The sequence below is a fragment of the Vicinamibacterales bacterium genome (assembly GCA_041659285.1).
GTDB lineage: Bacteria > Acidobacteriota > Vicinamibacteria > Vicinamibacterales > UBA2999 > 12-FULL-67-14b.
The window spans coordinates 14341-27829 of the sequence record JBAZYO010000010.1 but is presented as its reverse complement, the minus strand read 5'-3'; the positions used below and the strand labels follow the sequence as shown (position 1 = coordinate 27829).

Annotated in this window: 10 protein-coding genes; 6 read left to right on the top strand and 4 right to left on the bottom strand. The window is 66.1% G+C overall.

Annotated features, from left to right (window positions below; genetic code table 11):
* Nucleotides 1–140 precede the first annotated feature (140 nt).
* From WC815_16345 to WC815_16330, 4 genes are all read right to left on the bottom strand, one after another.
* Nucleotides 141–653: a DinB family protein gene (locus WC815_16345; protein ID MFA5910353.1), complete on the bottom strand. Its 513-nt coding sequence runs from the start codon at nt 651–653 to the stop codon at nt 141–143.
* Nucleotides 654–736: 83 nt separating this feature from the next.
* Nucleotides 737–1534: a hypothetical protein gene (locus WC815_16340; GenBank protein MFA5910352.1), complete on the bottom strand. Its 798-nt coding sequence runs from the start codon at nt 1532–1534 to the stop codon at nt 737–739.
* Nucleotides 1531–1962: an ABA4-like family protein gene (locus WC815_16335; GenBank protein ID MFA5910351.1), complete on the bottom strand. Its 432-nt coding sequence runs from the start codon at nt 1960–1962 to the stop codon at nt 1531–1533. The genes WC815_16340 and WC815_16335 overlap by 4 nt, the downstream gene beginning before the upstream one ends.
* Before the next feature lie 51 nt (nt 1963–2013).
* Nucleotides 2014–4803, bottom strand: coding sequence for a M14 metallopeptidase family protein (locus WC815_16330; GenBank protein MFA5910350.1), 2790 nt, complete (start codon nt 4801–4803; stop codon nt 2014–2016).
* 60 nt (nt 4804–4863) lie between these two features.
* On the opposite strand from WC815_16330, the gene WC815_16325 reads away from it, so the two are divergent.
* From WC815_16325 to WC815_16300, 6 genes are all read left to right on the top strand, one after another.
* Nucleotides 4864–6765 (top strand): prolyl oligopeptidase family serine peptidase, encoded by a 1902-nt coding sequence (locus WC815_16325; GenBank protein ID MFA5910349.1) that lies wholly within the window; start codon nt 4864–4866, stop codon nt 6763–6765.
* A 71-nt stretch (nt 6766–6836) separates the two neighbouring features.
* Entirely contained in the window at nt 6837–7568 is a 732-nt protein-coding gene (locus tag WC815_16320; GenBank protein ID MFA5910348.1) for a sulfite exporter TauE/SafE family protein, read from the top strand.
* Between the two features lie 19 nt (nt 7569–7587).
* The gene (locus tag WC815_16315; protein ID MFA5910347.1) at nt 7588–9036 is read left to right on the top strand and encodes an MBL fold metallo-hydrolase; all 1449 of its coding nucleotides are present in this window, start codon (nt 7588–7590) and stop codon (nt 9034–9036) included.
* Nucleotides 9011–9346 carry a metalloregulator ArsR/SmtB family transcription factor gene (locus WC815_16310; protein ID MFA5910346.1) on the top strand — a complete coding sequence of 112 codons (336 nt, stop codon included), beginning with the start codon at nt 9011–9013 and terminating at the stop codon, nt 9344–9346. The genes WC815_16315 and WC815_16310 overlap by 26 nt, the downstream gene beginning before the upstream one ends.
* A 12-nt stretch (nt 9347–9358) precedes the next feature.
* Nucleotides 9359–10024 (top strand): hypothetical protein, encoded by a 666-nt coding sequence (locus WC815_16305; GenBank protein ID MFA5910345.1) that lies wholly within the window; start codon nt 9359–9361, stop codon nt 10022–10024.
* 88 nt (nt 10025–10112) lie between these two features.
* On the top strand, nt 10113–13370 hold the full coding sequence (locus WC815_16300; protein MFA5910344.1) for a TonB-dependent receptor: 3258 nt from the start codon (nt 10113–10115) through the stop codon (nt 13368–13370).
* Nucleotides 13371–13489 lie beyond the last annotated feature (119 nt).

The window sequence follows — 13489 nt, the reverse complement described above, 5'->3', positions numbered from 1 at the left end:
GAATGGCTGGTCCGTGATCCTCATGGCTGCGCCATAGGGGTTGCCTTGGAGAAAGCCGTTGAGATGAGCTCATGAAGCGCACCGTAAGCGGTGCCGTTTTCTCAAAGACAACCCTATGTCGCAGCCAATCGGACCGCAGGCTACCGGTGCATGGCCTGACGGGCGCGGGTCAGGTGGGGGACGATGCCGACCATGCGCTCGATCAGGAATAGCTGCGCACGGTGGTGCATCTCGTGCTCCTTGACGCCGAGCAGCATCTCGAAGCGCGTCTTGTTGCCGTTGGGCAGCGCCACCGCCTCGCCGAGCTTCTCGTCGGTCATGGATTCGAGTCCCGCCGCGAACGCATCGCCGTCGGCCTTCAGCGCGGCCACGATCTCGGCCTTCGTCTTCAGCGACGACGAGGCCTTGCCGACTTCGCCCATCCACCGCCCGAAGTCATCCATGGTCACGGCGACTTTCTGATCGATGAAGTGGCACTGGTTGGCCCAGTGCGGCGTGGCGGCGAGGTGGGCGAGGATCTCGCCGACGCTCATGGTGTCGGGCGCGGCGCGGAACGAGTACTTCTCTTCGGGAATGTCTTCAGCGACCTGGATGGTGTTCTTGCGAACGGTGCGCCAGCTTTCGGCCATGTCTTTCGGTCCGTAGTAATTCATGTAAAAGCCTCACGGGAAGTTACGACACACCGTCGGGAGACCAATAGCGCTCCGTCGGGAGAGTCAGTCTTGTCGGGACACAACTATAACGCCATCACCGGGCGACCGAGCAGCGCGATGGACAGCAGCGCACCGGTGACGACGAGCCATAGGATGCCGGAGGCAATCACGACGTTTCGCGCGGTGGGGATGAAGTCGCTGGGCTGGTCGTCACCCAGCGTGCGATCGAGCACGAAGCCGAGCAGCGGCAGCGCCTGCATGGCGTGCATGCCGAAGAAATGCGCGGTCCGCAGGTCGCCCATCTCGACCGACCAGTTGACGAACGGCAGGCCGGGCCCGCCGTCGGGGCCCGGGATGGCGTGGCCGCTGTTGGCGACCATCGTGAAGCCCAGCCAGCTCGCCACCACGAAGAGGCCGACGCCGAGGCGGACGCCCCAGATGTAGCCGGCGCGGGCCGACGGCGAGTCGCGGCGGAGGATCCACAGGAACAGCATCATCGCGATGGTGCTCACCGTGATCATGATCCCCATGATGTTGAACACCGCCAGATCGAACTGGGTGCTCTCGTTGAAGTGGGAGGTGGTGCCGCGCGCGGCCTGCATGATGATCAGCGCGATCTCGATGAGCATGGCCGAGGTGATGGTCCACCGCACCAGGGCGCGGCGGACCAGGTCCGGCTCCGTCTCTGGCATGAACCACGCCGTGGTCCACAGGAAGATGGTGATCGAGGCCAGGAACTTCATGGGCTTGATCCACGGGTTGATGCCGAGGATCAGCCGGTTGTCGCTGATCGAGAGCAGGGTGACGACGACGAACAGGAGGATCATCAGCGCGCCCGCCCAGAACAGGAGCGGGTCGCGCGCGCGCAGCTCCGCAATCACGCCGCCTCCAGGTCCAGCGCCTTGGTCTTGGCGGTTCGAATCGCGAAGTAGAACAGCAGGCCGATGGGCCCGAGCATGAAGGTCATCACATAGCAGGGAATCATCACCAGGCGCGGGATCTGCAGCCGCTGTGAATCGCGGCTCTCCCAGGCGCCGATGAACAGGTCGAACGCCAGGTAGTGGACCCAGCCGGCCAGCAGCAGCTCGTCGCGCGAGAACAGCATCCGCACCTCGGCCAGCGAGCTGAAGCCGCCGGGCGCGTCGGCGAAGTGCAGGAAGATGAACACGAGATAGATGGCCGACAGCGTTGACGGGATGATGACGCCGGTCAGCAACTTCACGCGGGCATCGCCGGGGAGGACCACCAGGAGGATCCACCCGAACATGGCGATAAAGGAAGCGAAGGAGAAGACGGTGTCGAGCGGCATCGGGAAAGTATATGCGGAGGGGCCAGACCCCTCCGCATTCTTGTCGCGCGCCTATTGCACGGATGTGCCGTAGTAGATGCTGTTGAACAGGAACTTGAACGTGCCGTGCGGCTGGGCGCGGAAAGTGATCTCCGGCCCGAACAGGAACACCTTGCCCTTGCCGACTTGCGCCTCGACCGCGGCGGTGCCGCCTTCGAGGTAGTGCTGGCCCCACGCCCATCCGGAGCGCAGCGCGGTCTTGGTGTCGAACCACGCCACCGGCTTCACGCCGTTGAGCGTGGCGTTGGGCGCCAGCTCCAGCACCGGGCTGTTGTCGAAGAACACGTCCACCGTCTTGTCGAAGCCGAACGCCACCGGGTTGGTGTTGTCCACCGCCACGCTGACGATCGAACCGGGGATGTAGAACTTGGTGCCGGGCAGCGGCTTCTCGCTGCCGTCCTGCGCGACCTCGACCAGGTGATCGCTGACCGGCAGGCCCAGGTGATGGCCGAGCACGGCCGAGCCGCCGAAGGCCACGATCACGCCGCCGGCTTCCGCGAACGCCTTCAACTGCGGCACCGTCTTCGCGATCGAGACGCGGCCGAGCTGATCGCGATACTCCTCGGGGATTTCCGCCGCGGTCGGCGGACGTCCGCCGAAGCCGCCGCCACCGCCGTCGGCCTCCGGAATGCCGCCGTCGGGGAACAGGATCACGTCGAACTTCGCCTTGAGGTTGCCGGCGTCGAGCGTGCCCGGGTACACCCGTTCGAAGTCGAACTCGAACTGCTCGAGCAGCCACCGGAGGTGGCCCGACGGCATCGAGCCGCCGTACTGATCCCACAGTCCGATGCGCGGCTTGGTCAGCTTGTACATCGCGCCGGCCGGACGCTGCGTCACGGCGGTGAAGCTCAGGCCGAGGTCGGCGGCCGCCTTCGCGAGCACCGCGCCGGTCGAGGGCCTGGCGGTGATGAAGATCACGCCGGTGCCGTCGGCGCTCTGGTAGCGGCGGTCGGCGACGAAGAACGCTTCTTCATTCGCCTTCATCAGCCGGTTGATGGCGATGAACGCGTCGTTGTTCTTGTGGTTGACGACGTAGCCCACCGCGCCGGCGGCGTCGGTGACCTTGCCGGGCGCCGGCTTGATCACATCGGCGATCTTCTCGAACGGGCCGTCGAACGCCTCGAGCACGCGATCGAACTTCAGGCCCATCTGGTAGGCGAGCGTCCACCCGGCGTTGTCGTAGGGCGGAATCGGCGGGCCGCCGGGATACTGGAAGTCGTTGGGGTGATCCTGCGGCTCGAACATGTCGAGCAGGTGCGGACGGAACGCCTGCGCCGACTTGAACACGTAGGACCCGGCCGGGTACTGCTTGCCCGCCACCGTGAACGGCGCGGTGGCGCGGTGCGCGGTGAGGCCGCTCTTGATCATGATGTTCACGAACTTGGTGGCGGTGAGGAAGTCGCCTTGGTTCGCCGGCAGGATGTAGCCGCGCGCGTCGCGATACTCCGGCTTGCGGACGATCGCGTAGTACTTCTCTGGCACGGTCGCGATGCGGCCTCCCGACACCATGCGGGAGTCGCTGCCGCCATCCACCTTGAGGTCCTTGGCGATCTGGTCCTTGACCTCCTGGATGCGGCGCGGGAAGACGGTCCAGGTGTCGGTGTTGCCGCGGTTGATGCTGTTGCGGCCGGCCAGGTAGATGTTGTAGAGCAGGCTCTCGCGATAGCGCTGCGCGAAGTCGAGCACCGCGTAGTTGGCGGTGATGGAGTAGTCGATCGACTGGCGGAAGTGCCACACCTGCGGGGTGATCGGGAAGGGCAGGTCGCCGCGCGCGAGCACGCGATCGGGCACGAAGCCGATCGTCTCCGGCGTCGGGTTGCCGATGCTTTCCGTCAGCAGGCCGACCTGGTTGTGGAAGTAGGCCATGGTCCGCAGGCCGCCGTTCCACCACGTCGAGTAGTTCGAGCCCGACCTGGTTGTCACGCCCGGCTTGCCTTCGGCGTCGAAGCGCGTGTGCATGGCGGCGCCGACCTGGTCGAGGGTATTGACGACGATCGGGTCGTAGACGTAGTTGAAGGGATCGCGGAAGGGCGGCGAGAACATCACCGTGCCGGTGGGGCCGGTCTGGTGATGGTTGTACATGATCTGCGGGAACCACTCGCGATACAGGATCCGGTTCATGTTCGCGGATTCCGGCTGGTTCATCATGTAGAAGTCGCGGTTGTTGTCGTGGCCGACGTACTTCTGGTAGAGGCGCGGCAGCTGGCCGGTGCTGCGTTCCTTCTCGTTGGGCTTGCGCATGTACCAGTTGGAGACCAGCTCCATGCCGTCGGGATTGGCGTGCGTCGCGAGGATGATCACATCCTTCAGGATGCGCAGCGTCTCCTCGTCGTTCTTGCTGACGAACTGGAAGATGGTTTCGGTCAACTGCTGCGCGCCGAGCACTTCGGTGGCGTGCAGGCCGCCGTCGATCCAGATCACGGCCTTGCCTTCCCTGGCCAGCGCCCGCGCCGTCTCGTCGGTCAGGCCCTCGGCCTGCGACAGCCGTCGCGAGATCTCCTTGTAGCGATCGAGCTTCTTGAAGTTCTCGGGGGCGGTGATGATGGCCATCAACTGGTCGCGGCCTTCGGCGGTCTTGCCGATGGACTGTACCGTCATGCGGTCCGATTCCGCGTCGAGCTTGCGCACGTACTCCATGAACCGGGTGTAGTTCGGGAGCACGTAGTCGGCGCCGATCTTGTGGCCGAAGAATTGTTCCGGGGTGGTGACCTTGGGCGCGGCGGGCGATTGGGCCTGGGGCGCTGCCAGGGAGAGGAACAGGGCAAGGATGACGAACGAGAACGAACGAAGTTTCAACGGCATCTGGAAAGTATAGGGCCAGGCACCGAAAGTGCGAAAATGACGCAGGACTTACGTACACCGATGCCTACCGTCTCCCCCTACGGCGCCTGGCCGTCTCCCCTCAGCGCCGCTCGTGTCACCGCCGGGACTTTGCGCCTCGATCACATCCAGCTCGATGGAGACGATGTGTATTGGGTGGAGGGGCGGGCGTCTGAGGGCGGCCGCCATGTGATTGTGAAGCGGTCGCCGGCCGGCGACATCACGGACGTCACGCCGCCGCCATTCAACGTGCGCACGCGGGTCCACGAGTACGGTGGCGCCGCCTACACTGTGCATCGGGGCACGGTGTACTTCTCGAACTTTTCCGATCAGCGGATCTACAAGCAGGAGCCTGGACAGGTCCCGCAACCGGTCACCGGCGACGGTGGCTGTTTCTACGCCGACTTCCGGCTCGATCCGGTGCGTGACCGGCTGGTCGGCGTTCGCGAGGACCATTCGAAGGCCGGCGCCGAAGCGGTGAACACTATCGTTGCTGTCGCACCATCAGCCGGCGGCGCTGAGGTGCCGCCCTCCTGGCACGACGTGACGCTCGTCTCCGGGGCGGATTTCTATTCGGATCCGATTGTCAGCCCCGACGGCACGACGCTCGCGTGGTTGCAGTGGAACCATCCCAACATGCCGTGGGACGGCACCGAGCTGTGGACGGCGGCGTTCAACGCCGACGGCTCCCTTGGCCCGCGTGAGAAAGTCGCGGGCGGAGCCAGCGAATCGATCTTCCAACCCGACTGGTCGCCGGACGGCACGTTGTATTTCGTGTCGGACCGCAGCGGCTGGTGGAACCTCTATCGCGTCACCGGCCAGTCCACCGAATGCATTCACGAGATGGCGGCCGAGTTCGGCAAGCCGCAGTGGACCTTCAGCATGGTCACTTACGCGTTCATCGCCGCCAGTCGCCTGGCGGCCACCTATGCGCAGGATGGCGAGTGGCGGCTCGCGCTGATCGACACGGACTCGCTGGCGTTCGCGCCCGTCGATCTGCCGGTGCAGCCGCTGGAGTCCATTCGCGCCCATCACGATGCGATCTACTTCGTGGGCGGGTCGGCCACGCAGTCCGGCGCGATCATGCGCATGGCCACCGGCGACATGACGCCGGTGGTCCTGCGGTCGGCGTCGGCGGATCGGATCGAGCCGGCCTGGGTGTCGGTCCCTGAAGCGGTCACCTATCGCGTGTCGGATCGCGACGTGCACGCCTTCTACTATCCGCCGGCCAATCCCGAAGTGACGGCGCCTGGCGGCCAGCATCCGCCGCTGCTCGTGCTGACGCACGGTGGTCCGACCGGCGCCTCGTCTGACGTGCTCGATCCCAAGACGCAGTTCTGGACCAGCCGCGGCTTCGCCGTGCTCGACGTGAACTACAGCGGCAGCACGGGCTACGGGCGTCGGTATCGCGAACGCCTGAACGGGCAGTGGGGAATTGCGGATGTCGATGACGCGGTGGGCGGCGCCAGGGCGATGGTCGCCGCGGGCAGGGCCGATCCGGCGCGGCTGATCATCCGCGGCGGGAGCGCCGGCGGCTACACCACGCTGGCGGCGCTGACCTTCCACCAGACGTTCAAGGCCGGCGCCAGCTACTACGGCATCAGCGATCTCGAGGCACTGCAGCACGACACCCACAAGTTCGAGTCACGCTACAACGAGTCGCTGATCGGCCCGTATCCCGCCGTGCGTGACACCTACTACCAGCGCTCACCGATTCACTTCACCGACCGGCTGTCGTGCCCGATCATCCTGTTCCAGGGCTTGGACGACAAGGTGGTGCCACCGAACCAGTCCGAGATGATGGCCGAGGCGGTGCGCAAGAAGGGACTGAAGGTGAAGTACGTGACCTTCGAGGGCGAGCAGCACGGCTTCCGCAAGGCCGAGAACATCATCCGCGCGCTAAAAGAGGAGTTGGCGTTCTACCGCGACGTGTTCGGGATGTGAAGCGCTCGGGGTCAGACCCCCTTGACAATTAATATTGCTGAATAGTTATATAGCGATATGAAGTCTCGACCGTGAGCGCCGTCGCGTTTGTGCTGGCCGCTGTCATCGGCCTGGTGATGGGCATGCTCGGCGGCGGCGGCTCCATCATCGCCGTGCCGGCGTTGACCGGGTTGCTGCACTTCTCCCCGAAAGAAGCCGTCGTGATCAGCCTGGCGGTGGTCGGCATTGCCGCGGCCGCCGGCGCCGCTGGCAGTCTTGTTCGCGGCACCTTGCCGCTGGCCGCCGGTCTTGTGGTCGGCCTCGCCGCCACCGTGGGGGCCTACTCCGGCAGCTTCCTGGGCGCGCGCCTCGCCGACGCCACCCAATTGCGCGTGCTCGGCGTCGTGATGCTGGTGGCCGCCGCGATCATGTTCCGGCGCCCGGTGCTCCACGAGACCTCCGCGGGACGCCGCTCGCTTCCGGTGCTGATGCTCCTTGGCCTGCCCCTGGGCGTTCTCACCGGCCTGGTCGGGGTCGGCGGCGGTTTCCTGATCGTGCCGGCCCTGGTCATCGTGGCCCGGATCCCGATGCGGGAAGCCGCCGGCGCCTCGTTGGTCGTCATCACCATGGCGGCGGCGTCGGGCCTGGCCGGCTACATCGGCCGCACGCCGTTGGTCCTGTCGTTCATTCTTCCGTTCGCATTCGTCGCGGCCGTGGGCGCGCTTGCCGGGGGCATGATTGCCCATCGGCTGCCGCAACGACGCATGCAGCAAGCCTTCGCCGTCGCACTCGTCGCCCTGGCGTCGTACGTGCTCATCCAGTAGTGAGCCCGAGGAGTCAACCATGTTCGTGAAACGTTTCTTCGAGCCGTCCATCGCGCAGGCCAGTTACCTGATCGGCTGCAACAAGACCGGCGAATCCCTTGTCATCGACGCCAATCGTGATGTGGATCAGTACATCGAGGCCGCCGAGCAGGAAGGCCTGCGCATCACCCACATCACCGAGACGCACATCCACGCCGACTACGTGTCGGGCTCGCGCGAGCTGGCCCACAAGACGGGCGGCACCCTGTATCTCTCGGATGAAGGCGACGCGGACTGGAAGTACGCCTTCGCGAGCGAGGGCCGCCTGCTGCACGGTGGCGATCACCTCCAGATTGGCAACATCCGCGTCGACGTGCTCCACACGCCGGGCCACACGCCCGAGCACCTGACGTTCCTCGTCACCGACGGCGCCGCGGCCGACCAGCCGATCGCGGCGGTGACCGGCGACTTCGTGTTCGTGGGTGACGTCGGCCGTCCCGACCTGCTCGAGCGCGCCGCCAATATCAAGGGCACGATGGAAGTCGGCGCCCGAACGCTGTGGAAGAGCCTGCAGGAGTTTGCCGCGCGCGAAGACTGGCTGCAGATCTGGCCGGGCCACGGCGCCGGCTCCGCGTGCGGCAAGGGCATCAGCGCCATCCCTTCGTCCACCCTCGGCTACGAACGCCGGTTCAACTGGGCGTTCGCGATCAAGACCGAAGCCGACTTCGTCACGAGCGTGCTGGCCGGCCAGCCCGAGCCGCCGAAGTACTTCGCCAACATGAAGCGCGTGAACAAGGCCGGGCCGGCGCTGCTCGGCGGTTTCAGCGCGCCGCCCCGGCTGGATGATGGCCGGTTGCCCGCGACGCTGGGGACCAACGCGATTGTGATCGACACGCGCCCTGCCGCGGACTACGCCGCCGGCCACCTGGCGGGCACCATCAGCATCCCGCTCAACGCCTCGTTCGTGACGTGGGCGGGCTGGCTGGTGCCCGCGTCCGCCGACCTCTACCTGATCGTGGACGATGCGACGGCGACACGGCTCCAGGAAGTGGTCCGCAGCCTGGCACTGATCGGGATTGATTCGGTCAAGGGCTACTTCAGCCCGTCCGCAATTGTCATGGCGGAAACGGGTGGCGCGGCGCTCGAGACGATGGCCCAGATCTCCGCCGCCGACCTGTCGAAGCGGATCGCGGCGCGCGAGGTCGCGGTGATTGACGTGCGCGGCGCCAACGAGTGGGCGGAAGGCCACCTGCCCACGGCCACTCACATCCCGGTGGGCTACCTGGCCGATCGGCTGGAGCAGATCCCCCGCGACAAACCCGTCGTGCTGCAGTGCCAGGGGGGCGGCCGCTCGGCGATCGCGGCCTCCCTGCTCCAACGCCTGGGCGTGAAGAACGTGATCAACATGGAAGGCGGAATCACGGCGTGGGCCGCCGCCGGCCTGCCCGTGGAAGGAGGCCCTCGTGAGCCGCAAACCACTCGCGCCTGAGACCCTGCGGGCGGTGGCCGAACGTTTCAAGGTGCTGGCGGAGCCGGCGCGGTTGAGCGTGCTCAACGAGCTGAGCCGCGGCCCTCGCAACGTGAGCAAGCTGATCGAGGCGACCGGCCTGAACCAGGCCAACCTGTCGAAGCACCTGCAGATGCTTCACGCCCACGGCTTCGTGCGCCGCCGGCGCGAAGGGCTGTTCGTGATCTACGAGCTGGCGGACGAAAGCGTGTTCACCTTGTGTGACGTCATGTGCGGCCAGTTGATGCGCAGGGCCGCCGCACAGGTGACACAACTGCGCGCTGTCCGCTAGGATCAGCTCTCGATGAAAAAGATCCTCGGCGGCTGCCTGATCGTGTTGGTCATTGCCCTGGTGGGCTTCGGTGTGGCGGGGTTTTATGCCTATCGCGCCGCCAAGCCCATGTTCGACAGCGCCGCCGGCTATGTCGCCAAGGCGCGCGAGCTGACGCGGCTCGGCGAGACGGTGGCCAACAAGAAGCCGTTCGCCCCGCCCGTCTCGGGTGAGCTGACGGCCGGCCAGGTCGAACGCTTCGTGGCCGTGCAGGGGCGCGTCCGCACCGAACTGGGCGACAAGTGGTCGGATATCGAAACCAAGTCCGCGGAGATTCGCCGCAAGACCGAGGGCAACCGCGATCTGACGATGGCGGAGCTGACCAGCGTGTTCTCCGACCTGGCCAACCTCTACCTCGACGCGCGGCGCGTGCAGGTCAAGGCGCTCAACGTGCACAAGTTCTCGGATGGCGAGTACTCGTGGGTGCGCCTCCGCATGTATGAAGCGGCGGGGATGCACATAGCTGGTGGGATCGACCTGTCGGCGTTCGAGAACATGGCCCGCGACGGCGCGCAGCAGAGCGGCGTGACGGTGCCCGACGTGCCGATGCCGGACGTCCCCGAGGCCAACATCCGCCTCGTGAAACCCCACGCCGGCAAGCTGAAGGAGTGGCTGCCGATGGCGGTGCTGGGGCTTTAGGACCGGAAGTCGCTCCCGTCATCGGTCTGTCGCGCACGCGTCACACGCCCTTCAACTGCGATTGCTACCGTCTCGTCGAGGACAATCGATGAGACGAGCACTGCTTGTACTGACTGCACTTTTCACCCTGACCGCGCCCGCCTGGGCGCTTGGCGGGCAATTCGAAACCGCCACCGTCGTCGGCACCGTCAAGGACTCCACCGGCGCCGTGGTGCCGGCCGCCAAGGTCACGCTGACCAACACCCGGACCGGCGTGACCGCCGAGCGGGCGAGCGACGCCAACGGCAGCTTCGAGTTCTTCAACGTTCGCATCGGCACCTACATCGTCACGGCCGAGAAGGCCGGCTTCTCGATCGCCTTGACTGACAACGTCCAGGTGACGGTCGGCGCGCGGCAGCGCGTCGACCTGTCGATGGCGGTCGGCCAACTGTCGGAACGCGTCGAGGTCAGCGCCCGCGCGGTGCTGCTGCAGACCGACTCGAGCGACCGCAGCCAGATCATCACCGCCGACCAGACCCGCGCGCTGCCCCTCAACGGCCGCGAGTACTCCGCGCTGACGCTGTTGTCGCCCGGTGCGCGGCAGTCGGCGATCGGCACGTCGCGCGAGGGCTCGTTCAACATCAACGGACTCCGCTCGACGTTCAACAACTTCCTGATCGACGGCGTCGACAACAACGCCTACGGCACCAGCAACCAGGGCTACTCGAACCAGGTGATGCAGCCGGCGCCCGACGCGGTCGGCGAGATCAAGGTCGTCACCAACAACATGAGCGCGGAGTACGGCCGTTCGGCCGGCGCCACGGTGAACGTGGCCTACGCCAGCGGCACCAACACCATTCACGGATCGGCGTGGGAGTTCGCGCGCCGGACCGAGTTCAACGCCATCGGCGCGTTCCGGCCGGCCAACGGCATCAAGCCGGCGTTCGATCGCGACCAGTACGGCGGCGTGCTCGGCGGCCCGATCGTCAAGAACAAGGCGTTCTTCTTCTCGGATTTCGAGATGTTGAAGCAGACGCGCGGCGGCAACGTGTTCTCGACGCTGGCGACCGTGGCGCAGCGCCAGGGCGTGCTCGCGGTGGACGTCCGCAATCCCCGGAGCGGCGAGGTGTTCCCGGCCGGCACCGCCATCCCGATGAGCGCGTTTGCCCGCAAGGTGCTGAACGACCTGCCGGCACCGACCACATCCGGCACGGCCAACAACTTCATGCTGCTCGGCAACCAGACCAACGACACGCCGAAGGCCGGCGGCAAGGTGGACGTCCAGATCAGCCCGCGCCTGTCGGCGTTCGGCCGCGTCGGCTGGCGCGAAGTTGACATCTTCGACACCCCGAACATCTCCGGGCCATCCGGCGGCGGCGGCAATTCCTCGACCTACGTGCGCAACAGGCAGTTCTCCGGCGGCGTCACGTATCAGCCCGGCGGCGCCTCGCTGCTCGAGGTCCGCATGGGATGGTCCAACACCGAGGGCGGCAAGGACCCGAACGCGATCGTGAACCACGAGCCGGGCGCCCTCGAGGCCTACGGCATCAGCGGCCTGCCCACCGATCCGCGCGTCTCGGGCGGCTTGATGACGCAGCAGATCACCGGGTTGACCGAACTGGGCCGCCAGGCCACCAACCCGCAGTGGCAGTACCCGACCGTGCTCAACCCGAAGATCAACTACTCGTGGCTGAGCGGAAGGCACTCGCTCAAGACCGGTTACGAGTTCCAGAACATCAAGACGCAGGTGCAGGACGTGAACCCGCTGTATGGCCGCGATTCGTATGCGGGACAGTTCTCGCGTCCGGCCGGCGCGGCGTCCAGCAACCTGTATAACCTCGCCGATTTCTACTTCGGCCTGCGGTCCACCTACGCGCTCAGCAACATCCTGGTCGCCGATCTCGTGCAGAACATGCACTTCCTCTACCTGCAGGACGACTGGCGCATCAACGATCGCCTGACACTCAATGCCGGCCTGCGCTATGAGTACGCCACCCCTTGGGTGGAGGAGAACAACGTGCTCTCCAACTTCGACCCGGCGACCAGGACCATGGTGCTGGCGAAAGACGGGTCGCTGAAGGAGCGATCGACCATCACCCCGGACCGCAACAACTTCGGCCCTCGCGTCGGCGTCGCTTACACGCTGTCGCCGAAGACGGTCGTCCGCGGCGGCTGGGGCATCAGCTACGTGCACTTCCATCGCGCCGGCGGCGGCAACGTGCTGCCGATCAACGGCCCACAAGTGATCAACGCGGTCGTCGTGCAGACCGCCACGCAGGCGGACTTCCGGACGACGCAGCAGGGATATCCGGAGGGGTTGACCAACCCGTCGCAGTTCAACCCGCTGGCGGCAAACATCACCTACATGCCGGGCGACTATCGCTCGAGCCAGGTGCAGAGCTGGTTCGCGTCGGTGCAACGCGAACTCTGGCAGGGGGCGCTGCTCGACGTCGCGTATGTCGGCAATCGCGCGGATGACCTCCTGCTCTTCGCCAATTACAACCAGGCGGCGCCCAACAACGCCGCCGGCACGCTGACGCTGCAGCAGCGGCGTCCCATCCAGGAGTTCGCCGATATCACTTACGCCTTCAACGGCGGCAAGTCCCGCTATCGGTCGCTGCAGGCGAAGTTCAACTGGCGCCTGAATGCCGGCGTGTCGATCCTGAGCGCGCTGACCTTGTCGGAGTCGAAAGACAACGGCGCCGGCTCGCTCGAGAACTCGAACGGCAACTTCCCGGCGCCGCAGGACTTCCGCAATCTCGACGCCGACTACGGCCTGTCGGCCTACAACCAGCCGTACAACAGCACCACGAGCTTCGTGGTGGATCTGCCGTTCGGGCGGGACCGCAAGTTCATGTCGAACGCCGGTCCGGTGCTGAACGCGCTGCTGGGCGGCTGGCAGATTGCCGGCATCAACACGGTGATCCCCGGCGAGCCGGTGACGCTCACCTATACGCCTACCGCGGCGCAGCAGGTGTCGGGCATCCAGCAGGACTTCCGCGGCGCGAACAACTACCGGCCCAACGTGTCAGGCGAGGTGCTGGTGCCGGAGGGCGAGCGGACCATCAACAACTGGCTGAGCCGGACCAGCGTGACCATTCCGACCGACCCGAGCCAGCCGTTCGGCAACGCGCCGCGCAACAGCGTGCGCGGACCGCTGGTGTGGACCGTGGACCTGGTGGCCTCGAAGCGCTTCGCGATGCCGTGGCGGAACGGCTCGGTCGAGTTCCGCGGGGAGTTCTTCAACCTGCTGAACCGCGTGAACTACCGCGCCCCGAACGGCAACCGCAGCAGCGGCGGGTTCGGGACCATCACCTCGACCTACGACCCCCGGATCGTCCAGCTCGGATTGAAGGTGGGATTCTAGCGGCCGACAAAACGGTGGTGAAGTTCGCCGGAGGCGCCGAAGTTGTTGCCATGCGTCGCCGGCATGGATGGCTCGAGTAGCTGCAAGGCACTGCATCGATAGCGTGTTAGCCCGTTCCG

Coding starts and splice junctions, on each gene's coding strand:
- WC815_16345 (MFA5910353.1), bottom strand. CDS start 653: ATGAATTACTACGGACCGAAAGACATGGCCGAAAGCTGGCGCACCGTT.
- WC815_16335 (MFA5910351.1), bottom strand. CDS start 1,962: ATGCCGCTCGACACCGTCTTCTCCTTCGCTTCCTTTATCGCCATGTTC.
- WC815_16330 (MFA5910350.1), bottom strand. CDS start 4,803: ATGCCGTTGAAACTTCGTTCGTTCTCGTTCGTCATCCTTGCCCTGTTC.
- WC815_16325 (MFA5910349.1), top strand. CDS start 4,864: ATGCCTACCGTCTCCCCCTACGGCGCCTGGCCGTCTCCCCTCAGCGCC.
- WC815_16315 (MFA5910347.1), top strand. CDS start 7,588: ATGTTCGTGAAACGTTTCTTCGAGCCGTCCATCGCGCAGGCCAGTTAC.
- WC815_16305 (MFA5910345.1), top strand. CDS start 9,359: ATGAAAAAGATCCTCGGCGGCTGCCTGATCGTGTTGGTCATTGCCCTG.
- WC815_16300 (MFA5910344.1), top strand. CDS start 10,113: ATGAGACGAGCACTGCTTGTACTGACTGCACTTTTCACCCTGACCGCG.